General features: G+C 59.9%; 20 protein-coding genes. 4 read left to right on the plus strand and 16 right to left on the minus strand.

What is annotated here, in order from left to right; genetic code table 11:
- Positions 1–120: 120 nt before the first annotated feature.
- Positions 121–363, plus strand: coding sequence for a hypothetical protein (locus tag BW33_RS04325; protein ID WP_047597283.1), 243 nt, complete (start codon positions 121–123; stop codon positions 361–363).
- A 51-nt stretch (positions 364–414) separates the two neighbouring features.
- Here the strand turns inward: BW33_RS04325 and BW33_RS04330 are convergent, their stop codons facing one another.
- From BW33_RS04330 to BW33_RS04350, 5 genes are all read right to left on the minus strand, one after another.
- A complete protein-coding gene (locus BW33_RS04330) occupies positions 415–1,317 on the minus strand; it encodes a bestrophin family protein (RefSeq protein ID WP_047597284.1) in 903 nt (300 codons plus the stop codon).
- 180 nt (positions 1,318–1,497) lie between these two features.
- A complete protein-coding gene (locus BW33_RS04335; protein ID WP_047597285.1) occupies positions 1,498–2,454 on the minus strand; it encodes a 2-hydroxyacid dehydrogenase in 957 nt (318 codons plus the stop codon).
- 31 nt (positions 2,455–2,485) lie between these two features.
- Positions 2,486–3,250 (minus strand): SDR family oxidoreductase, encoded by a 765-nt coding sequence (locus BW33_RS04340; protein WP_047597286.1) that lies wholly within the window; start codon positions 3,248–3,250, stop codon positions 2,486–2,488.
- A gap of 45 nt (positions 3,251–3,295) precedes the next feature.
- Positions 3,296–3,988, minus strand: coding sequence for a fumarylacetoacetate hydrolase family protein (locus tag BW33_RS04345; RefSeq protein ID WP_047597287.1), 693 nt, complete (start codon positions 3,986–3,988; stop codon positions 3,296–3,298).
- A gap of 99 nt (positions 3,989–4,087) precedes the next feature.
- On the minus strand, positions 4,088–5,437 hold the full coding sequence (locus BW33_RS04350) for an MFS transporter (RefSeq protein ID WP_047597288.1): 1,350 nt from the start codon (positions 5,435–5,437) through the stop codon (positions 4,088–4,090).
- Between the two features lie 591 nt (positions 5,438–6,028).
- Here BW33_RS04350 and BW33_RS04360 point away from each other — a divergent pair.
- On the plus strand, positions 6,029–6,961 hold the full coding sequence (locus BW33_RS04360) for a helix-turn-helix transcriptional regulator (RefSeq protein ID WP_047597290.1): 933 nt from the start codon (positions 6,029–6,031) through the stop codon (positions 6,959–6,961).
- 93 nt (positions 6,962–7,054) lie between these two features.
- Here the strand turns inward: BW33_RS04360 and BW33_RS04365 are convergent, their stop codons facing one another.
- From BW33_RS04365 to BW33_RS04415, 11 genes are all read right to left on the minus strand, one after another.
- The gene (locus BW33_RS04365) at positions 7,055–8,344 is read right to left on the minus strand and encodes a carbohydrate porin (RefSeq protein WP_047597291.1); all 1,290 of its coding nucleotides are present in this window, start codon (positions 8,342–8,344) and stop codon (positions 7,055–7,057) included.
- 105 nt (positions 8,345–8,449) lie between these two features.
- Entirely contained in the window at positions 8,450–10,855 is a 2,406-nt protein-coding gene (locus BW33_RS04370) for a glucose/quinate/shikimate family membrane-bound PQQ-dependent dehydrogenase (RefSeq protein WP_047597292.1), read from the minus strand.
- Between the two features lie 206 nt (positions 10,856–11,061).
- Positions 11,062–11,505, minus strand: coding sequence for a tryptophan-rich sensory protein TspO (gene tspO / locus BW33_RS04375; RefSeq protein ID WP_047597359.1), 444 nt, complete (start codon positions 11,503–11,505; stop codon positions 11,062–11,064).
- A 59-nt stretch (positions 11,506–11,564) separates the two neighbouring features.
- Positions 11,565–13,754 carry an ATP-binding protein gene (locus BW33_RS04380; protein WP_047597293.1) on the minus strand — a complete coding sequence of 730 codons (2,190 nt, stop codon included), beginning with the start codon at positions 13,752–13,754 and terminating at the stop codon, positions 11,565–11,567.
- A gap of 159 nt (positions 13,755–13,913) precedes the next feature.
- On the minus strand, positions 13,914–15,452 hold the full coding sequence (locus BW33_RS04385; protein ID WP_047597294.1) for a cryptochrome/photolyase family protein: 1,539 nt from the start codon (positions 15,450–15,452) through the stop codon (positions 13,914–13,916).
- A gap of 14 nt (positions 15,453–15,466) precedes the next feature.
- Positions 15,467–15,772, minus strand: coding sequence for a DUF6482 family protein (locus BW33_RS04390; protein WP_047597295.1), 306 nt, complete (start codon positions 15,770–15,772; stop codon positions 15,467–15,469).
- A 14-nt stretch (positions 15,773–15,786) separates the two neighbouring features.
- A complete protein-coding gene (locus BW33_RS04395; RefSeq protein WP_047597297.1) occupies positions 15,787–16,497 on the minus strand; it encodes an SDR family NAD(P)-dependent oxidoreductase in 711 nt (236 codons plus the stop codon).
- Positions 16,494–17,036: a DUF3833 domain-containing protein gene (locus BW33_RS04400; RefSeq protein ID WP_047597298.1), complete on the minus strand. Its 543-nt coding sequence runs from the start codon at positions 17,034–17,036 to the stop codon at positions 16,494–16,496. The genes BW33_RS04395 and BW33_RS04400 overlap by 4 nt, the downstream gene beginning before the upstream one ends.
- A gap of 106 nt (positions 17,037–17,142) precedes the next feature.
- Positions 17,143–17,703, minus strand: a complete 561-nt coding sequence (gene folE, locus BW33_RS04405) for a GTP cyclohydrolase I FolE (RefSeq protein ID WP_047597299.1) — start codon at positions 17,701–17,703, stop codon at positions 17,143–17,145.
- Between the two features lie 241 nt (positions 17,704–17,944).
- On the minus strand, positions 17,945–19,069 hold the full coding sequence (locus BW33_RS04410) for an alkene reductase (RefSeq protein WP_047597300.1): 1,125 nt from the start codon (positions 19,067–19,069) through the stop codon (positions 17,945–17,947).
- 95 nt (positions 19,070–19,164) lie between these two features.
- On the minus strand, positions 19,165–19,842 hold the full coding sequence (locus BW33_RS04415; protein ID WP_047597301.1) for a type 1 glutamine amidotransferase domain-containing protein: 678 nt from the start codon (positions 19,840–19,842) through the stop codon (positions 19,165–19,167).
- 196 nt (positions 19,843–20,038) lie between these two features.
- On the opposite strand from BW33_RS04415, the gene BW33_RS04420 reads away from it, so the two are divergent.
- Together BW33_RS04420 and BW33_RS04425 are read left to right on the plus strand one after the other, a co-directional pair.
- Positions 20,039–20,623, plus strand: coding sequence for a TetR/AcrR family transcriptional regulator (locus tag BW33_RS04420; RefSeq protein WP_027611790.1), 585 nt, complete (start codon positions 20,039–20,041; stop codon positions 20,621–20,623).
- Positions 20,624–20,690: 67 nt separating this feature from the next.
- Complete coding sequence (locus tag BW33_RS04425; RefSeq protein WP_027611791.1) at positions 20,691–21,350, plus strand: carbonic anhydrase; 660 nt, start codon at positions 20,691–20,693, stop codon at positions 21,348–21,350.
- Positions 21,351–21,396 lie beyond the last annotated feature (46 nt).

Here is a 21,396-nt window from a genome sequence, read left to right on the forward strand (position 1 = left end):
TAAACGCTCGCCAACTCCAAATAATCTGAACCCCGCCCGAACGCCCACGCCTAACGATCAGCTTGTGTTCATTCGCACAGGCCCGGTGCCAATACCGGCACATTCCGAGAGGTGGTCAACGTGGCTAAAGACGAGAAGAAAAGCAAAAAAGACGATGCTTCGAAAGCCAGCAAGGACTTGAAAGACAAAAAGTCCTCGCCGGAAAAGAAATCATCGGCAGCCTCGGCGCTTTCGAAGTCTTCCGACAAGAAAGACAAGAAGAAAGACGCCGAACCGAAAAAGTCAGCCAAAAAAGCCGACAGCAAGCCGGAAAAGGCCAAGGATTCAAAGAAGGCTGACAAACCGGCGAAAAAGAAGAAGTAATACCTGCGACTCGCCAGGGCTTTACGCCCTGGCGTCCCCTCGGATCGTTCTTCAAGCCGTTTCTTCAACCCTGCGCGCATCCCCCAACGAATCACGCTGCATCGACTGCAGGTTTTTCTCGATGGTTTCGCACAGGGCTTCCATCTGGATCTGGTGCTCGCTATGGCGAAACGGGCTTTGCAGGTCGGTACCGATGCGTTCGATGGCCAGCAGCATGAAACCCACCACCGTCGAGGCCAGCGGGGTGAACCATCCCAGTGATTCCACCAGCCCCACCGGCACAATCAGGCAGAACAGCGAGATAAACAGGCGCGGGAAATACACATAGGGGTAGGGCAGCGGAGTATTGGCGATGCGTTCCATCCCGCCCTGGCTGTTGGACAGATCGACCATCGTCGATTCCAGCCGTGCCAGACGAATGCTGTCCAGGCGCCCGGCCTTGTATTCCCGAGCGAGCAACGATGCGGAGCCGGTGAGGATGTCGTTGGCAAAGTTGTTGGTGGTGCCGCTGCGGGCGAATTCATCTGCCGGGATGAACGCGCGGACTTCTTCCGGGCAAGGCTGACCCTGCAGATGCGCCGCGAGGCAATTGACGTAGGCCACATGGCGGCGCAACAGTGTCGCCTTCAGCGGGTTGATTTCGTTATGCGGATCATCCAGCAGCGTCAGCACCTGCCGGGCAAAGCTGCGCGAGCTGTTGATCATCATGCCCCACAGCGTGCGCGCTTCCCACCAACGGTTGTAGGCGCTGCTGTTGCGGAAACTGATCAGCACCACCAGCGCCGAACCGAGCAAAGTCAGAGGCATCAGCGGCAGGTTGATCTTGGCGTTGAGGAACAACATGAAGTCGACGGTGACGGCGATGTCCCAGAGCAGCAGCCAGAACAGCGACCAGCCGACGTAGCCCATGGTCTTGATGATCAAACGGTATTTTTTGACGATGGTGGCTTTCAAACGGAAACCTCGTGGCGAGCGGTCAACAATTACGTCTTAGCTCGGACGGTGTTTTCGCCATAAAGGTTCGATGGCTGGCCGCATCCGTCAAACGAGGGCAACGCAGGTCACGCCGACAGGCCTGATGCCTGGGCGCGCCTGCGGCGCTTTAGAGGGGAGTTGGAGAGTGTCTGATTACCGCTAGCCGGTGACGCATCCCTGTGGTGTTTTTCCGGCAAAGCTGTCGAGCAGACTCGCCACGACCATTTCGCCCATTCGCGTGCGGGTCTGCAGCGTTGCGCTGGCGCGATGGGGCTGCAACACCACCTGTTCGTTGGCGAACAGGGCCTCAGGCACATTCGGTTCGTCGACAAACACATCCAGTGCCGCACCGGCAATCTCGCCGGCCGTGAGGGCTGCCACCAGATCCTCTTCGTTGACCAGTTTGCCCCGTGCCACGTTGATCAGGTATCCATCTTTGCCCAGCGCCTGCAGCACCTGAGCATCGATAATCGCCTCGGCTTTATCGGCGGCGGCTGCCAGTATCAAGGCGTCGCTGTCGCGGGCCAATTGCTTGAGGTCAGACACGAAGGTGTGGCTGATATCGCTCATCGGTTGCAGATCGGTGTAACTGATCGGGCAACCGAACGCAGCCGCCCGTACCGCCACGGCGCGGCCGACCCGGCCCATGCCCACAATGCCGATGCGCATGCCGGAGACCTGGCGAGCCAGTGGCAGCGGGGCCAGCGGTGTCGGGCTCTGCGGCCACTGGCCGGAGCGCACATAACGGTCGCTCGTACATAGGCCGCGACACACGGCGATGAGCAAACCGATCGCCAGATCGGCGACGTCCTCGGTCAGCGCGCCTATGGTTGCAGTGACGCGGATCCCGCGATCCCGGGCGTAAGCCAGGTCTACCGCATCGGTGCCGACGCCATTGACGGCCACCACTTCCAGTTTCGGCAGCTGTGCCATCAGCGCCTGGCTGATCCCCGTATGGCCACCGGTGATCACGCCACGGATATTGGCCCCGTGCTCTTGCACATACGCCGCTTTGTCAGCCTGTTCGAAGTAACGTCTGACCGTAAACAGTTCGCTGAGACGAGTGTTGATCTCAGGAATCAGGATCGGACTGAGCTGCAGGACTTCTGGCTTCATGTAAACCTCACTTACTCAATAAAAGACCGGCTTAACCGCGGCCGGCAAAAGGCATGGCCGTGGCCATGACTGTCATGTTCAGGACGTTGGCCGACAGCGGCAGGGCCGCGATATAGCGCACGGCATCAGCCACATGCTTGACGTCGACCATCGGCTCCACGGCGATGTTGCCGTTGGCCTGGCGCACACCTTTGGTCATGCGCACCGACATCTCGGTGAGGGCGTTGCCGATATCGATCTGGCTGCAGGCGATGTTGAATTCGCGACCGTCCAGTGCCAGCGACTTCGTCAACCCGAGCACGGCATGTTTGCTGGCGGTGTAGGCGCTGCTGAACGGGCGTGGCGTGTGAGCCGAGATCGAGCCGTTATTGATGATCCGGCCACCCTGCGGTTGCTGGCGGCGCATCAGCCCGAAGGCACCACGGGCGCAGAGGTAAACGCCATTGAGATTGGTGTCGATCACGTTGCGCCACTGCTCGAACGACAGTTCATCCAAGGGAACGGCGGGGGCATTGACCCCGGCGTTGTTGAAGACCACGTCAAGGCGTCCATAGACTTCGGCGATGGTGGCAAACAGCACATCGACACTGTCCGGGTCACGCACATCGGTGGGCACCGCCAACGCCTGATGGCCTTGCAGGGCTGCCATTTCGACCAGTTCCTGCAACGGTTCCGGTCGGCGTCCGGCGAGTACCACTGTGTAACCATCGGCCATCAGACCGAGGGCCACACTGCGGCCGATTCCGCTACCGGCACCGGTCACCAGGGCTACTTTCAAAGGTTGAGCGCTCGACATCTTATTGTTCTCCTGTCTACGAATCAGGTTGGGCGTGGCGCGGGATCAAGTCCGTGGGCCGACGCGCATTTCGAGTTGGCCGATACCGTCGATGCCGGCGTTGATGATGTCGCCCGGTTGCAGCACATCGACGCCTGCCGGGCTACCGGTCATGATCAGATCGCCGGCCTTGAGCGTCACCGATCGGGAAATCCGGCTGATCACTTCACTGACCGACCAGATCTGGTTATCGAGGCTGTCGCGCTGACGCTTCTGGCCGTTGACGTTCAGCCATAGCTCCCCGTCGGGATGGCCCAACCGATTGACGGGGACAATGGCGGTCATCGGTGCGGCACCGTCGAACACCTTCGCCCCTTCCCATGGCAAACCGCTGCTTTTGGCCTGGCGCTGCACGTCGCGGCGGGTCAGGTCGAGGCCGGCGGCGTAGCCCCACACATAGGCCAACGCTTCACTCTCTGGAATATCGGCGCCCCCTTCACCGATGGCGACGACCAGTTCGATCTCGTGGGCGAACTCTTCGGTCAGAGGCGGGAAGGGCACTTCACCAACGGCATCCACCACGTTGCTCGCTGGTTTCATGAAAAATACCGGCGGCTGGCGAGATTGCCCCTGAGTGTCTGGCCAGGGGTAATTACGGCCGACGCAAAACACCCGGCCGACGGGAAAACGTTGCTCACTGCCGACCACCGGCAAGGTCACTGGCAGATCCGGGGTAAAAACATACTCAGTCATGTTCATCCTGTTAAATATCCTGTCAGAAGCTTCAGCGTACGGCGGCGTTCGTTGGCAAAGTTGGACGAAAGCTGCCTCTGGTTGGAGAAAACGGTGCTTTGCGGCTCAGTTCGTCTTCAATTCGATGCGATACAAACGACCGAGCAGTAGCGAGTAGGAAAGGGTGCCGATCAGTGCGACAGCGCCAATGAACCAGAAGGCCCAGGCGAACGAGCCGGTGGCATGGACAATCGCCCCGATCACGATCGGCGTGACGATGCCGCCGATGTTCGCGGCCAGACTGGTGATGCCGCCGGTGAGCCCGATGAGTTCCTTGGGCGCCACTTCCGACACCGCCGCCCACGAAGACGAGGCGATGCCTTGAGCGAAGAAGGCCACGGTCAACACGGCAATGCAGATGATGTTGGAGTCGGTGAAATTGACCAGAACGATGGACATTCCGAGCATCGAACCAATCACCAGCGGCAATTTGCGCGCGAAGGACATCGAGTAGCCCCGGCGAATCAGCAGGTCGGACACAATGCCTGCGAGGAGGATGCCGACGGTGGCGCCCACGAATGGCATCACGGCAAAAATCCCGGCTTTGATCATGGTCAGTTTGCGTTCCTCGATCAGGTAAGTCGGGAACCAGGTGAGAAAAAAGTACAGCGCAGAGGTGCTGGCGAACTTGCCAATGCAAATTGCCCAGATCTGCCGGTAGCTGAACAGCTCGGCGATTTGCCGCCAGTTGAAACGGGTGCGCTCCTGACTGCTCTTGACCAGACCACCGCCGGCTTCGATGTAGGTCAGTTCTTCTTTGCTGACTTTCTTGCAGTTCAACGGGTCGCGATACAGATAAAGCCACAGCACACCAAAAACGATGCCCAGCGCGCCCGTGCTGTAGAAGACGTGGCGCCAGTCAAAGGTCGTGGCCAGCCATAACAGCGCCCCGGTAAACAACGCTGTGCCCAGGTACTGGCCGCAAACATAGATACTGCTGGCCAGACCTCGCTCGCGAGCGGGAAACCATACCGTGACCGCACGACTGTTGGCCGGAAACGCCGGAGCCTCCATGGCGCCCACGGCCAGACGCAGACCGAACAGGGAGGCGAATCCGCTGGCAAAGCCCTGGCAGACGGTGACCGTCGACCAACTGATCAGCGAGACACCGTAGGTGAAACGGGAACCGAAGCGATCGGCAATAAACCCGGCCGGCACCAGGGCCAGCGCGTAGGTCCAGGCGAACGCGGAAAAAATCAGGCCCATTTCGATTTTGTCCAGGCCCAGGTCCTTGGCCATGAACGGTGCGGCAATCGAAATATTCACCCGGTCGATGTAGTTGATGATCGTCGCGATCAGCAGCAAAGAGAGCATGAACCAGCGCCGCCGCGAAGGCAGTCGCTGAGGCACCACGGTGTCGCGCGCGCCGGGAAGCAACGGCGCAGCGCTCGTCTGGGAAGTGTGGGTATTCGACATGAGTGAGCCTCGTTTTATTGTTAGAAATGTCGAGTTATTTCCGAGCAGCCGAAGCCATGCCCACAAAAGCAGGGAGCGAGCCATCGAGTGCTGAAAAAAAGACAGTGAGCGTTAGCGGCAGACGTTCAGGTTCGTCGTGCGCCAAGCATTACAGGCGTGAGTTCGGGGGGATTAGCGGGGAGCAATAGCAGAGTCATGACGTGCGCACCTTTGATTGTTTTTGATAGAGGTCGGGCTGCATGGGTAAATACAGTGGTCGTACAACATCGCTAAATCAATCCGGGTGTTAGATCGTTTTTTTGTTGAAAAACCGATTGGACAAACCTGTCCAAAAACACGCGACAGTAAATCTGCCTGGGATCTTCGCCTGATAATCACCTATCTGTTTGTTTTTAAACAACAATTTGAAATCACCCAAAAATGCTTTTTTTGGACAGTCGGAATCGGTACGCACACGGGCAAATTTTTTCACGAGCAGAGACATCGTATGACTTCTTGAAGGAGTACCCCTGAGGCTTCAAGATGAACACCGCCACTTGCCCGGCAACGCCAGGACAACCTGCCAACGTACCTGTCGAGGATTCTCAAAAAATGTCGTCACCCAGCCGTGTCCCCACCTATGTCATGCAGCAAAGGAGTGAACTCACCGATTTTTACATTCGCGACAAACAGGGCCGCCGTGCCGAGACCAGCCCGCATCGGCATGAGTACTTCCAGATTCAGGTCAACCTCGGCGGCGACACCGTGCAGCACATTGGCAACGCTGTGCGTCCGTTTCCGCGCAATACGCTGGCCTTTATCCTGCCGCATCGGGTGCATGTGATCCCGCATCCGGCGGATAGCAAGTTCATGGTGATCAACTTTTCCCAAACCTTCCTGTTGCCGCATTTGCAGTGCGACCCGATGGATCTGGAGGAGGTGTCGATTCTTCTCGCACCGGAGCTGTCGCCGTTCCGTTTTCAGGAGCATCTGGACTTCGTTCTGGAGGATGCGGATTTCAACAAGGTCTGTGCCTTGATCGAGCAGATGCGCACGCTGGATGAGAACCGCCAGTTCGGTACCCGCGAAATGCTCAAGGGCTTGTTGCTGCAACTGATCGGCAACGTGTGCTTCCTGTATGCCGAACCGCTCAAACGCCTGGCAGAGGAAAATGCGGCTGAAGCCAGTCGACGCGATGCACTGAGCCGCATGTATGAGTATCTGCGCAAGAACATCGCCGATCCCGATCTCAATCTGATCAAGGTAGCGGCCGCGACCTATCTGTCCCCGACGTACCTGACGCACTGGTTGCGCAAGGAAATCGGCAAGACGTTTACCGAACTGGTGCTCGAACGCAGGATGCACGCAGCGCGCAATTACCTGCTTAATGGCACACGGCCGGTGGGGGAGGTGGCGAGGTTGTGCGGCTTCGCGGATGAAGCTTATTTTTCCCGGCGTTTCCGCCAGATCCATGGCCAGCCGCCGGGGCAATTCCGGCGTCGGCAACTTAATCCCGATACACCGCAGTCAGCTTTGAACACGTGATAAGAGAACCTCCCGAGTCGAGATAATCGAGCAACAAAAAACCCGGCGATATGCCGGGTTGTTTGATGTCTGCAATTGCTTCACATCGAAGGTTCAGAGCGAGGCTTTCACCTGCAAGCCAAACACCAACGCATTGTCGATGTCCTGCCCGGAAAACGCACCCGGTTCGATGATGTATTGCATGTTCGGGCGCAGTGTCAGCCAAGGCGTGGCCTGGTAGCCGTAGCCGAGTTCGATCAACTGCTCGCCACTGTCGAGATTTGGGAGCTGCGTGCCGTTGGCGATGGCGGCGTCCTGTTGCACGTCGCGGCTGCGCGGGTTAGGCACGGCGCGGCCGTAGCCCAGGGCGACGGTGTCGCGTGGGCGACCTTCGAACGGTTTGTACAGCACCAGACCGGTGCCGTACCACTTGCTGAACGGCGAAGCCGCTTCGCTGGCCGCCGAGTATTGGCCGAACGCATGCAGGCTGCGGCCCTCGGACGATTGTGAACTCCACACCGCCTGATCGATCAGCAGGTAATGCCCGCCACGGCCGGAGACTTCCTTGTCGCTGCCGATGCGTTTCACGTCGGAGCTGTCGTAGTAGTAACCCAGCTTGTATTCGCCGGGCAATTGACCTGCGTGCTTGTACACCAGCTCGATCGGCACCACGGTGCCGGTTGTGTGTTTCGGGCCCAGATGCCAGGCACGGCTGGAGTTGCCGTTGCTTTCGGGATCGACATTGAACGCGGCCACCCGCAGTTGCCACGAGGACGACAAGTCGTACTTCACCCGCACGCCCAGGTGTGCGTTCGGGTAGTTGGTCCAGCCGCTGCCGCCGGACATATTCAACGGATGGCCGCAGAAACCGGCGTTCATGAAGTTGCACAGAATGCCGCTGTCGAGGCCACCGAGGTCGTTGCCCATGGCCATGTAACCCAGCTTCACGTTGAGCGCTGGGGTGAACAGGCTGCGCTCGTAGCTGAGTTCGGTCAGGCGGGTGTAGAGGCCGCCGTAGTTTTCCTGGATCGGCAGACGGTTGCCAACCAGGTCTTCCGAGGCACTGTTACCGCGGCGATCGTTGATGCTCAGCTGGACCTTGCCGGCGTTCTCTACGCCATACAACTTGCTCAGGTCGAACTGGGCACCGAGCTTGATGTTCTGCGAATAACGACCGGAGCGGTGCAGGCCGCCATCGGCGTTGTAAGCCATTTCACCGGTGTAATCGCCGGTGAACTTGATGCCGTCTTCGTCCATCTGGTGGCGCAGACCGCCCCAATCGCCGGTCAGGGTGTTGCGGGTCAACAGGTTTGAATCGGTATCGGCGAAGGCGGGCAGGGTGGCGCTGCAGGTCAGGCCCAACAGCACGCCGTTGACCCAGCCGTTACGAGTAAAACCAAACATGGAGATCTTCCTGCTCAAATCTGTAGCGATTTCGGAAAGCGGCGCGGCACCCTCAGGTGCCGCGCGCAAAAAAGAAGCGCCCGTGTTCAGCACGGGCGCTGCGGCTTACGGCAGGGCGTAAGCCATCACGTAGTCGCCACGATCGGTCGACTGACGCGCACCACCGGCGGTGACGACGATGTACTGCTTGCCGGTCTTCGGCGAAACGAAAGTCATCGGGCCGCCCTGACTGCCAACCGGCAGACGCGCTTTCCAGATTTCTTCGCCATTGGCGCTGTTGAAGGCGCGCAGGTAGAAGTCCTGGGTGCCGGCGATAAAGATCAGGCCGCCTTGGGTCGACAGGGTGCCGCCGAGGGTCGGCAGACCGATCTTGATCGGCAAGTGCATGCGGATGCCCAGTGGACCGGTGTCTTCAACGGTGCCAACCGGAACCTGCCAGGCGACTTTCTGGGTCTTCATGTCGATCGCGGTCAGGGTGCCGAACGGCGGAGCCTGGCAAGGAATGCCGGCCACCGACAGGAAGCGGTTCTTGTTCACCGCATACGGCGTGCCTTTGAGCGGTACCGCGCCCATGCCGGTGTTCAACGCTTCGCCACCGGAGGAGGCCTGAGCCTTGTTCTGCGACGGGATCATCTGAATCCACAGACCCAGGCGCATGTCGTTGACGAAGATGAAGCCGTGAACCGGGTCAGTGGAGATGCTGCCCCAGTTCATGCCGCCCAGCGAACCCGGGAAGCTCAGCGATTTGTCAGTGCCCGGCGCGGTGTACAGGCCGTCGTAACGCATCGATTTGAAATCGATCCGGCACAGCAACTGGTCGTACGGGGTCGCGCCCCACATGTCCGATTCAGTCAGGTGCTGAGCGCCGATCTGCGGCATGCCCACCGATTTTGGCTGGGTTGGCGAGTACGGTTCGTTCGGGATGTTCGCGGCTTTGACCGGGACTTCTTTAACCTCGGTCAACGGTTTGCCGGTGGCACGATCGAGCACGTAGATCTGCCCGGCCTTGGTGCCGATGACCAGCGCCGGAACGCTTTTGCCGTCCTTGGTGAAGTCGATCAGGCTCGGCTGCATCGGCAGGTCGAAGTCCCAGAGATCGTTGTGCACGGTCTGGAACACCCAGCGTTGATCACCGGTGGTGGCGTCCAGCGCGAGGATCGAGGCGCCGTAGGTGTGATCGAGTTTGCTGCGTTCGACACCATAGATGTCGGTGGACGAGCTGCCCATCGGCAGGAACACGGTGTTGGTCGCCGGATCGTAGGACATCGGCGCCCAGCTGTTCGGCGTGCTGCGCACATACGTACTGCCGTCGGCCGGGGCTTTTTTATCCTGCGGGTTACCCGGGTCGAAGGCCCAGCGCATGGCGCCGGTGATCACGTCAAAACCACGGATCACACCGCCCGGCATGTCGGTTTGCACGTTGTCGGCCACACGACCGCCGACCACCACAGTGGTACCGGCCATCAACGGCGCGGAGGAGAGTTGGTAGTAGCTGTCCGGCACGTCACCGAGACCGGCCTTCAGATCAACCTGACCGTTGTTGCCGAAACCCTGGCAGAACTCGCCGGTATCGGCATCGACCGCGATCAGGCGGGCGTCGATGGTGTTGGTCAGCAGACGGCGCTGGCAATTGGCGGCCGGCGCCGGTTTGGCTTCGATGATGCTCGAGTTGCTTGGCTGAGCGATGGCCTTGGTGGCATCGAAATAAGCCATGCCACGGCAACGCTGCCAGACTTTCGATTTGGCGTTGATCGCGTTCTTCCACAGCTCTTTGCCAGTGTCGGCATCCAGCGCGATCAGGTTGTTGTGCGGGGTGCAGATGAACACTTTGTTGCCGATCTGCAGCGGCGTGAGCTGGTCTTCGGCACCGTTGCCATCGCTCTCGGCGACGTCACCGGTGTGGTAGGTCCACGCCACTTTGAGCTTGTCGACGTTGTTGCGGTTGATCTGGTCCAGTGCAGCAAAGCGGCTGCCGCCTTCGGTATTGCCGTAGTGCGCCCAGTCTTTTTGCGCCTTGTCTGGCTCAACCGGGGTCAGGCCCGGGCCAGTGCCGGTTGCCGCGACGGTCGGGTGCGCAACGAACATGTTGCCGGCAGCCACCGCCAGGGCGATTGCCAACACTGCCGCGAGGCCGTAGGCACCGCGACCTGGAACACCACCGTTGGCACGTTTGAGCAGCGGGTAGACCAGCGTCACCGCCAGCCCCACGGCGCCGAACATGAACAGACGTGAGAACACCGGCCAGAACACCAGCCCGGCATCGCTCACGGCCCAGATCGCTGTCCCGACCAGAAATGCCGCGAACAACCAGGCGCCGGCCGTCTTGAAGCGAGCGATCAGCAGACCGGAAACGGCCATCACCAGACCACCCACGAGGAAGTACCACGACCCTCCCAGGCTGACCAGCTTCACTCCGCCAGCCGCAAGTGCCAGGCCGAGCAGGGCGATGATCACCCCCAGCCCGACCAGAATGAATTTTGATATGCCCGAGAGGCGTTGACTCTGCTTCACGTTGAATGTCCCGTTGAAATGAGGCGTGCATTATATAGATAGGTAACTACCTAGTTAAATCACTAATTCAGTAATGAACTGTTGTTCATTGCGAAATCTCCGTTCTGAGCGGGAACCTGCGCTTTCAAGGGGCTGGATAGATATTCTGAATGCCTGAAAAAGCGCCTTTTTGTCAGAAAAAATGGGAGTTATGACAGCTGTCGCCATCAGCCGCGGTTATTGCGCAGAATCGAGAAATTCAACGCCGCCGCCACACACAGCCAGGCCAGATACGGAAACAGGATCAACCCGGTGATCAAATCCAGGCGCAACGCCAGAAACACCATCGCCGCGACCACCAGCCACAACACCAGCAGAATCACCATGGCGGCGGCCACCTGATGCGCGCCGAAGAACACCGGCGTCCACAACGTGTTCAAGGCAATCTGCGCCGCCCACAGCGCCAGTACCGTCTGACTGCCAGGAATCAGGCTCAAGCGATAACCGGCCCAGGCCAGCAATAGATAGATTATTGTCCAGGCCACCGGAAACGCCCAATTGGGTGGGGTAAATCCGGGCTTGTCGAGGCCCTCGTACCACGGCCCGGGCTTGAAAATCACCCCGGTACTTGCTGCAGCGCCGCACGCAATCAGGAAAATCAGAAACGTCACCATTTATCACTCCTTGGCCGCAGCCACTCTGTCTGAATTCATATCGCCACAACGGTGGTTTATTCGGATTTCACCGTCATCAGGTCGCTGACCCGCGCCACCAGCGTGTCGACGGCAAACGGCTTGGTCAGCACCTGCATGTCCGGGCCCAATTGACCGGCGCCAATCACCGCGTTTTCCGCGTACCCGGTAATGAACAGGGTCTTCAGATTCTGGCGGATTTCCCGGCCGGCATCGGCCAGTTGCCGACCGTTCATGCCGCCCGGCAAGCCGACGTCGGTGATCAGCAAGTCGATGTGGATGTCCGAGCGCAACATCTTCAGCCCGACCACACTGTCAGCGGCCTCTATCAAGGTGTAGCCGAGATCGCCGAGCACGTCAGTCAGCAGCGCACGCACCGTAGGCTCGTCGTCCACCACCAGAATTGTCTCGCCAGACTTGGGCAAGGCTGCCGGCGCGTTGTCCTTGTGATCCTGATTCGGCACGGGCTCGCCATGGTAGCGCGGCAGGTAAATGCACATCTCTGTGCCCTGGCCGACCTGCGAATGCACACGCACCTGGCCGCCGGACTGCTTGGCGAAACCGTAGATCATCGACAACCCCAACCCCGTGCCCTGGCCCAGCGGTTTGGTAGTGAAGAACGGGTCGAAGGCTTTGGCGATCACATCGGCAGTCATCCCGGTGCCGGTATCGGTCACGCACAGGCACAGGTATTCGCCCTCGGGCATGTCCAGGGTGCGCGCCGTCTCGCAGTCCAGCGCACGGTTTGCCGTTTCGATGGTGATGCGCCCGCCATCCGGCATCGCATCGCGCGCGTTGATGCACAGGTTGAGCAGGGCGTTCTCCAACTGGCTGGCATCCACCAGCGTTGGCCAGAGCCCCTGCGCGGCGCGGGTTTCCAGGACGATGCTGGGGCCGACCGTGCGCTGGATCAGTTCGGTCATGCCGGTCATCAGCGTGTTGACGTCGGTGGGGCGCGGGTCGAGGGTCTGGCGTCTGGAAAACGCCAGCAGACGGTGGGTCAGGGCGGCGGCTCGTTTGACCGCGCCCTGGGCGGTCACCATGTATTTGTCGACCTCATTCAGCCGGCCCTGGCTGATGCGCGCGCCCATCAACTCCAGCGCGCCGGAAATGCCGGCCAGCAAATTGTTGAAGTCATGCGCCAGGCCCCCGGTCAGTTGGCCGACGGCCTCCATTTTCTGCGACTGACGCAGTTTCTCTTCGGCTTGCATCAGCTCTGAAGTGCGCGATGACACCCGCTGCTCCAGCGTATCGTTGAGCGCGCGCAACGCGGCGATGGCACGGTCGCGCTCCGCTTCGACATTGCGCCGTTCCTCGACGTCGATCAGCACGCCGGGAAAGCGCAGCGGCGTTCCATCATCGGCACACTCAACACGGCCGTTGGCCTCGATCCATTGATATTTGCCGTCTGTGCGGCGCACACGGTACTGGTGGGAGTAGGCACCACCACGGCCGATGGCCTCGTTGATCGCGGTGGTCAGTCCATCCTGGTCTTCGGGATGCACGGTGACCATGACTTGTTCGAGGCTGAGCCCTTCGCGGCCCAGTGCCGGGTCGAGGTCAAACACCCGAGCGAATGCTTCGTCCACGGCGAAACGATCGGTGAGCAGGTCCCAGTGCCAGGTGCCGATGATCGCACCGGCGGCGAGCGCCAGTTGCACACGCTCGACGTTCTCCCGCGCGATGGCCTCGCTGGCTCGCAAGCGCTCCTCGGCGTCGCGCCGCTCGGTGACGTCATTGAACAGGATCGCGATCTGCCGGTCGGCCGGATCGCCGACACGCACTGCGCGCACGTCGAACCAGCGTTCAAAGGTGTTGGCGTAGCTCTCGAAGTTCGCCGGTTCCCCGGTCTTGGCTACATGACCGTAAGTTTCGAACCAGAAGCTTTCCAGATTGGGCGCGAACTCAGTCACCCATTTGCCGCGCAGGTTGACCCCGCACTGGTGTTCGAACGCCGGATTGGCTTCGACGAAGTAGTAATCGACGGGCTTATCGTCAGCGTCGAATTTGACCTTGACGATGGCAAACGCCGACTCGATGGTTTCCAGAATGGTGCTGAAGCGAGCCTCGCTGCGGGCGAGCGCATCCCGACTGGCTTGCAGTTGCGCCGCCATGTCGCGATCGAGGTCAACGTCCTGGGAGTCGACCTGAGTGCTCTGAAGCGCCGCACGCAATCGCCTTACCTCTGACTCAAGCGCTTCGCGACTAAGGTGTTCAAGGGTATCCATGTGACCTGCTTTATTGAATGTTCAGGGGCTGGCTTCATAGAGCGCGTAGGCACAACGCGAGCAGTGAACGTCGCGCTCGCAGGGGACTCGAGCACCGATCATCCGTTGACCGGGCGCGCTGTGCTTAAGTTTCACCACTCGCGCATGAGAGCGCTCATTTCAGATCGATTCGCCGTTATCCAGGCGCGCCAACAGGTTCTGCCCGCGTTGCCACAGCGCCTCCTGTTTGGCTTGCGGCATGCGGTCGAGGTTCTTGTACATCATTGCCATGCGCTGATTGCCGCGCAGTTGTTCACCGTGGCGCATCAGAAAATGCCAGTACAACGAATTGAACGGGCAGGCATTGTCCGCGGTACTTTCGCTGACCTTGTAGGCACAACCTCGGCAATAGTCGGACATGCGATTGATGTATTGGCCACTGGCGCAATAAGGTTTGGAGCCGAGGTAACCGCCGTCGGCATGCATGACCATGCCCAAAGTATTGGGCAGCTCGACCCAGTCGAAGGCGTCCATGTAGATCGCCAGGTACCATTCACAGATCTGACTCGGCGCGATGCCCGCGAGCAGGGCAAAATTGCCGGTGACCATCAGCCGCTGGATGTGATGCGCGTAGGCGTGCTGCAGACTCTGGCCGATGGCCTGGCGCATGCAGTTCATCTGCGTAGCGCCGGTCCAGTAGAACTCGGGCAGTGGCCGGCTGTTGCCGAATGCATTGCCCAGCGCGTAATCCGGCATTTTCAGCCAGTACACGCCGCGCACATATTCCCGCCAGCCGATCAGTTGCCGAATGAAACCTTCGGCGGCATTCAGGGCAATCCTGCCTGCCCAGTAAGCCGACTCGACGTCGCTGCACAACTGTCGCAAATCCAGCAGGCCAATATTGAGCGCGGCGCTGATGCGCGCATGAAACAGGAACGGTTCGTCACTGGCCATGGCGTCCTGATAGTCGCCGAAACCTGCCAGTCCATAATCCAGAAAATAGTCCCACAGCGCCTGCGCGTCAGCGTGGGTGACCGGGTAGTTGAAGTCGTCGAGTGCACCGTAGTGCTGGCTGAAGCGTGCCTTCACCAGCGCGAGCACATCGCGGGTGATCGCGTCATTACTGAAACGGATCGGGTAGGGGGCTTTCACGCCTTTGGGCAGGGCCTTGCGGTTCTCCGCATCGAAATTCCACGCCCCGCCTACCGGCGTGCCGTCGCCATTGAGCAGCAAGCGACTCTTGCGGCGCATCTCTCGATAGAAGAACTCCATGCGCAACTGTTTTTTGCCGGCGGCCCAGGCAGCGAACTCGGCGCGACTGCACAGAAAACGCGTGTCGGCGTGCCAATGAACGGGCAGGCCACAATCCCTGATCGACTGCTCCAGGCGCCAGTCCCCGCATTCGGTGACGTGCACGTGCTCGGCATTCAAGCGTTTTTGCCAGCGGCGTAATTCTCCCGGTACCGAGCCGCTGTTGTGCGGATCATCCAGGGTCACGTATTCGACTCGAACGCCCTGGTCTCGCAGTGCCTGGGCGAAATGGCGCATGGCACTGAAGATCAGGGCGATCTTTTGTGGATGGTGCGGCACATGGCTGGCTTCTTCCATGACCTCGACCAGCAGCACAGTGTCGCGCTCGCTATCGAGCGTCTGCAATGAAGCCAGGTCGAAGGACAACTGATCGCCCAGCACCAGGCACAACCGACGGTTCTGGTTCATTCACAGCATCCGTTTCATAACGGTGTGGTCAGCGAAAACGGAATCCGCAGCTCTTCGACGGGCCCGCTATCACGCCCGCACATTTCGTCGTGCACGCATTGCTGCACCAGCACGCAGGGGAATGCCGGCACGGTCTGCAGCAAGTCACGCAGATGGGTGATCGAGCGCAAGTGCATCGGTTTGGCCGCGTCGTCAAGCAAGGTGAACTGGCCGTGATCCAGACGGATGCGGGCCAGATAAAAACCACCTTCGAGCGAGAGCAGCTCCAGCTCACGTATCTCGCTGTTGGCCGCACGTTCGGTCAGGGTTTGCAGATTCATGCGTCACTCCTTGCCTACCAGGGCAGGCGTTGTCCATAGTAGGCAAAGAACTGGCCGCTGTCGGCCGGGGTCAACTGGTCAATCAGGTTGAGTAACTGGTTAGCGGCAACGTCTGCCGGACGGGCGCTGGAAGCGCCGCGAAAAGGTTGCGACAAGCCCGACACGACCGTGCCCGGGTGCAGACTCAGCAAGCGGCTGTGCGGGCGGGTGCGCGCCAGTTCGATCGCCGCGGTCTTGATCAGCATGTTCAGCGCAGCCTTGGAGGCGCGATAGGCGTACCACCCGCCCAAACGGTTGTCGCCAATGCTTCCGACCTTGGCCGAGAGCATCGCCATCGCCCCTTGAGGATCGAGCAGCGGCAAAAAATGCCGCAACACCATTGCCGGTCCCAGCGTGTTCACTTGAAACACGACTTGCAGCGCATCCGCCTCGATCGCGCTGTAGCTCTTTTCTGGCTTGATCCGGTCGCGATGCAGCAACCCAGCAGCGTGCACGATCAATTGATAAGGCGCTTCGGCGGCCAGTTCAGCGGCGGCGCTGGCGATGGTTTCCGGTTGCTCCAGATCCAGCACTGGAACGGTATGGCGCCCCAGCTCACGAACGCCGGCACAGCGCGGGTCCTGACTGAGCTGCTGGCAAAATGCGCGACCGATAGCGCCACTGGCGCCGATCACCAGTGCGCGATAACCGTCGCCCAGGGAGGCCATGCTGAACGGGCTGTTCATTGATTTTCTCCCGTGCCCTGACGACGGAAGAACAAGGTCACCTGGCCGACTTCAACACCGAGCTTGGACATGCGGGTGCGGTTGATCAGCGTGTCCTCGTCCATCTGGTACATCCAGTCGTCCATGCTCATTTCATAGGTCGTGCCGTCGACCGGCAGATTCAGGCGATAACGCCAGTGCAGTGCATTACCGGCGACCTGACCTGTGGCGACACCCACCACATCACCCGCACGCCCGCTCCAGCGCCCCTGGCCCTCGGGCGTCAGGGTCCAGACGCGGCGTTGACGCGTGCCGTCGCTGTACAGGAAGCGCTCATCGAGGATCAGGTTGTCGCCTTCGCGATGGCTGACGATATTGACTTCGAAGCGCTTGACCACCTCCCCGGAGCGCTTCTGAAACATCCCCCAGGCTTTCACGGGTTTGCTGAAAAAGCGCTGCAGATCCAGCGCTGGTTGCTGATCGGCATAGTGGCTGACATCCACGCTGCCGCAGCTCGCAACGCCGAGTGCCAGAGCCAGTAAGAGCACAAGTCGAGCCATTGCCGTTCTCCCTGAGTGCACAGGTATGGGGGTGAAATTAGGAGTGTCGTGCTTGTACAGTGGATTTGTCGTGTACAGGTTTATCGTGCCTGTCGAAGATCGGAAATCAATTTCGCCGCCCGATCAGTTGCAGGAACTCCTGACGCGTCGTAGAGCTGTCGCGAAAGGCGCCGAGCATCACCGAGGAGGTCATGATCGAGTTCTGCTTTTCGACGCCGCGCATCATCATGCACATGTGCCTGGCTTCAATGACCACGGCCACGCCGGCGGCATCGGTGATCTGCTGGATCGCCTCGGCGATTTGCCGGGTGAGGTTCTCCTGGATCTGCAGACGACGGGCGAACATGTCCACCACGCGCGCTACTTTCGACAGGCCCAGCACCCTGCCGGTGGGGATGTACGCCACGTGCGCCTTGCCGATGAAAGGCAGCATGTGGTGCTCACACAAGGAATAGAGCTCGATGTCACTGACGATGACCATCTCATCGCTTTGCGATTCGAACAGGGCACCGTTGGTGACGTCTTCCAGGCTCATCGAGTAGCCGTTGCACAGATACTGCATCGCTTTGGCCGCGCGCTTGGGCGTGTCGAGCAGGCCTTCACGCTCGGGGTTTTCACCGACACCGACGAGGATTTCACGGTAATGGCTGGCTAGTAGTGGGTTCATTCAGGGTGCTCGCGGCAGTGCTGTGCGTTAGGGCCAATCCATAGCGGAAGAGTTGTACGAAATGAAGTGCTTTGTATAGGTTTTATTCAAGATAGGCTGAAAAAATCCACCTGACAATGAATCGGCAATCTTTTTTGTGCAGATACGAAAACCTCGCAGCGCAGCGCGCGAGGTTGCGGGTGTAGCGGGGAAGAGAGGGGGCGCTCCCGAGGGAGTGGGAGCGCTGTGCGAATTCGCGGAATTATTCGCTGTAGGTCGGGTAATCCACATAGCCTTCGGCATTGCCGCCGTAGACCGTGGCGGGGTTCAGCGGATTGAGCGGCCAGTCATTGGCGATGCGCGCCGGCAGGTCCGGGTTGGCCATGAACGGACGGCCGAAAGCCACCAGATCCGCCAGTCCCGATTCAAGCAGTTGCGCACCGGATTCAGCGTTGTAGCGTCCGGCGTAAATGATTGCGCCACTGAAGGTATCGCGTACCGCACGGCGGAAGGTTTGCGGCATCGCGGGCGCGTCGTCCCAGTCCGCTTCAGCGATGGACAGGTAGGCAATGCCCACATCCTCAAGCACCTTGATCGCTTCGATGTAAGTGGTGTGCGGGTCTTCCTCGACCATGCCCAGATAGGTGCGCGCTTCATCGGTGGTGGTGAACAGCGGTGCGAAACGCACGCCGACCTTCTCCTTGCCGATGCACTCGGCGACACCCGACACCACTTCACGCAGAAAGCGCAGGCGATTGTGCAGCGAGCCTCCGTACTGATCGGTGCGCACATTGCTGTGGGCAGAAATGAACTGGTTCACCAGATAGCCGTTGGCACAGTGCAGTTCGATTCCGTCGAAGCCGGCGTCCATCGCATTGCGCGCCGCCTGTATATAGAGCTGAACCAGTTCCTGGACCTCATCGGTGCTCAGTGCTCGCGGCGCGGATGGCGTAACCAGCTCTCCGGCGCCCGGCGCGGTTTCAATGAACACGCTGACCCGCTCGGTGGCGATGGCAGAAGCGGATACGGGGGCCGCACCATCGGGTTGCAACGCGGTATGGGACACACGTCCGACGTGCCAAAGCTGGGCGAATATCACGCCGCCCTTTGTATGCACCGCTTCGGTGACTGTGCGCCATCCGGCAATTTGTTCAGGGGTGTGAATGCCGGGAGTCCAGGCGTAGCCCTGACCGCGAGGTTCGATCTGCGTGCCTTCGGTGATCAGCAGACCGGCGCCGGCGCGTTGCTGGTAATACTCGGCCATCAATGCGTTGGCGACATTGCCCGGTTGTGTGCTGCGCTGGCGGGTGAGGGGCGGCAGGACGATGCGGTTCTTCAGGGTGTGCAGGCCCAGTTTGACGGGGGTGAAGTAAGGGCTGTTTTTCATGTGATTCCTGTTTTGGTCTTATTAGACCAGTCGACTAGTAGTGCGGCAAAAAAAACACCGTGCGCCATGCGCACGGTGTCTGGACGCTGGAGGGCTCAGCCCAACAGCTTCAGCAGTTTTTCGGCGACGGCTGCCGAGCTGGCAGGGTTTTGACCCGTCACCAGTTGGCCATCGGTCACCACGTGAACCTGCCAGTCAGCGACTTTGGAGTAGCGGCCGCCGAGACGCTGGAATTCGTCTTCGATCAGGAACGGCACGACATCGGTCAGGCCTACAGCGGCTTCTTCGGCATTGGTGAAACCGGTGACGTCCCGGCCTTGAATCAACGGTTTGCCATCGGCAGCTACCACGTGACGCAGAACGCCCGGCGCATGGCAGACGAAACCGTGAGGTTTGTTGCTGCGGTCGAAGGCTTCGATCAGCGCGATCGAGTGTTTGTCTTCGGCCAGGTCCCACAGCGGGCCATGGCCACCGGGATAGAACACGGCATCGAAATCGTCAGCGCGGACATCCGCCAGGCGCCCGGTATTGGCCAGTGCCTGCTGAGCAGCAGGGTCCTGGCGGAAGCGGTCGGTTTCAGCGGTTTGTGCATCGGGCTCATCGCTTTTCGGATCGAGCGGTGGCTGGCCGCCGGCCGGCGATACCAGAGTGATCTGCGCGCCGGCATCCTTGAAGGCGTAGTAGGGGGCCGCGAACTCTTCGAGCCAGAAGCCGGTTTTCTTGCCGGTGTTGCCAAGCTGATCGTGCGAAGTCAGAACCATCAAGATTTTCATAGAGCGCCCTGTATTGGTCTGGTGTCCTCGACGGGTTCGTCTGCGACACCTCGGAAGGAGTGACGGGTACAGAATAGATTCATATTAGACCGGTCGTCTAGTAAATTTTTACGCTCGTGTTTCCGAGCCATCACTGTGGCAAACTCCTGCTCATCAGAAATATACGACTGGTCTAATGTTTGGTATTTTGCGCCCCATGAAACCGACCTACGACGATACCCGCCAACACCTGCTCGACACCGGTCACCGCATGATGGCCGAAAAGGGCTTCACCAGCGTTGGCCTGAGCGAGATCCTGCAGACCGCCGGTGTGCCCAAGGGCTCGTTCTATCACTACTTCAAATCCAAGGAACTCTACGGCCAGGCGCTGCTGGAGGATTACTTTGTCGGCTACCTGGCGGACATGGAACGACGCCTGACTCTGCCTGGGCTCAGTGCCTATGAACGGCTGATGGATTACTGGCAGGGCTGGCAGAACCGCTGCACCCTGGAAGGTCATGGCGATGAATGCCTGGTGGTGAAGTTGAGCGCGGAAGTCGCCGACCTGTCCGAGTCGATGCGCCTCACCTTGCGTGACGGCGCCGAGCGCATTGTTGCGCGTATCACGACGTGCCTGGAAGAAGGGCAGTTGGATAAAAGCTTGCCAGAGACCGACGCTCGGCAACTGGCAGAAACGCTCTATCAGCTTTGGTTGGGGGCGAGTTTGTTGAACAAGCTGCAGCGTACGGGGCAGTCGCTGCAGACGTCGATGGTGATGACGAAGCGGCTGTTGCAGCGCTGAAAACACCCACGACCCTTTCATATCGAGTACTTTTGCAAGCATCCGGCATCAGGATTTGGAGAACTTCATGCGTGACATTATCGACGGCTTTCTGCGCTTTCAGCGTGAGGTATATCCGCAACGTGTCGAGCTGTTCAAGCAACTTGCGACCTCACAAAATCCGAAGGCGTTATTCGTTACCTGCTCGGACAGCCGTGTAGTGCCTGAGCTTCTTACACAGCGCGAACCCGGTGAACTATTCGTGATCCGCAACGCCGGCAACATTGTGCCGTCGTACGGTCCCGAACCCGGTGGCGTGTCCGCTACCGTCGAATATGCTGTCGCCGTACTCGGCGTACAGGACATCGTGATCTGCGGGCATTCGGACTGCGGAGCGATGGGGGCGATATCGCGCTGCACCTGTCTGGATCATCTTCCGGCGGTCGCCAATTGGCTGCGTCACGCGGACGCTGCGAAAGCGATCAACGCGGCGCATGAGTTCGACACACCCCGCGCGAAGCTCGATGGTCTGGTCCGCGAAAATGTGATCGCGCAACTGGCGAACCTGCGCACGCACCCCTCCGTGGCCCTCGCGCTCGAGCAAGGGCGCATGAATCTGCACGGATGGGTCTACGACATCGAGGCGGGGTGCATCGATGCGCTGGATGGTTCAACCCGACGCTTTGTTCCCTTGGCTGATTCGCCGACTACCGTGGCGATCACTGCGCGCAACGGCAAGCAGATGTAACGGCTGGCCTCATCTGAAATCGCCAGACTTGTGACCTTATTCCTGT

This window comes from Pseudomonas sp. RIT288 (genome assembly GCF_000631985.1).
Taxonomy (GTDB): Bacteria; Pseudomonadota; Gammaproteobacteria; order Pseudomonadales; family Pseudomonadaceae; genus Aquipseudomonas.

Bases quoted from the DNA above. Each gene is read 5' to 3' on its own strand.
- BW33_RS04420 (WP_027611790.1), top strand. From the start codon at position 20,039: ATGAAACCGACCTACGACGATACCCGCCAACACCTGCTCGACACCGGT.
- BW33_RS04425 (WP_027611791.1), top strand. From the start codon at position 20,691: ATGCGTGACATTATCGACGGCTTTCTGCGCTTTCAGCGTGAGGTATAT.
- BW33_RS04415 (WP_047597301.1), bottom strand. From the start codon at position 19,842: ATGAAAATCTTGATGGTTCTGACTTCGCACGATCAGCTTGGCAACACC.
- BW33_RS04350 (WP_047597288.1), bottom strand. From the start codon at position 5,437: ATGTCGAATACCCACACTTCCCAGACGAGCGCTGCGCCGTTGCTTCCC.
- BW33_RS04385 (WP_047597294.1), bottom strand. From the start codon at position 15,452: ATGAACCAGAACCGTCGGTTGTGCCTGGTGCTGGGCGATCAGTTGTCC.
- BW33_RS04410 (WP_047597300.1), bottom strand. From the start codon at position 19,069: ATGAAAAACAGCCCTTACTTCACCCCCGTCAAACTGGGCCTGCACACC.
- BW33_RS04360 (WP_047597290.1), top strand. From the start codon at position 6,029: ATGTCGTCACCCAGCCGTGTCCCCACCTATGTCATGCAGCAAAGGAGT.
- BW33_RS04395 (WP_047597297.1), bottom strand. From the start codon at position 16,497: ATGAACAGCCCGTTCAGCATGGCCTCCCTGGGCGACGGTTATCGCGCA.
- BW33_RS04365 (WP_047597291.1), bottom strand. From the start codon at position 8,344: ATGTTTGGTTTTACTCGTAACGGCTGGGTCAACGGCGTGCTGTTGGGC.
- folE (WP_047597299.1), bottom strand. From the start codon at position 17,703: ATGAACCCACTACTAGCCAGCCATTACCGTGAAATCCTCGTCGGTGTC.
- BW33_RS04335 (WP_047597285.1), bottom strand. From the start codon at position 2,454: ATGAAGCCAGAAGTCCTGCAGCTCAGTCCGATCCTGATTCCTGAGATC.
- BW33_RS04345 (WP_047597287.1), bottom strand. From the start codon at position 3,988: ATGAACATGACTGAGTATGTTTTTACCCCGGATCTGCCAGTGACCTTG.
- BW33_RS04340 (WP_047597286.1), bottom strand. From the start codon at position 3,250: ATGTCGAGCGCTCAACCTTTGAAAGTAGCCCTGGTGACCGGTGCCGGT.
- BW33_RS04390 (WP_047597295.1), bottom strand. From the start codon at position 15,772: ATGAATCTGCAAACCCTGACCGAACGTGCGGCCAACAGCGAGATACGT.
- BW33_RS04380 (WP_047597293.1), bottom strand. From the start codon at position 13,754: ATGGATACCCTTGAACACCTTAGTCGCGAAGCGCTTGAGTCAGAGGTA.
- BW33_RS04400 (WP_047597298.1), bottom strand. From the start codon at position 17,036: ATGGCTCGACTTGTGCTCTTACTGGCTCTGGCACTCGGCGTTGCGAGC.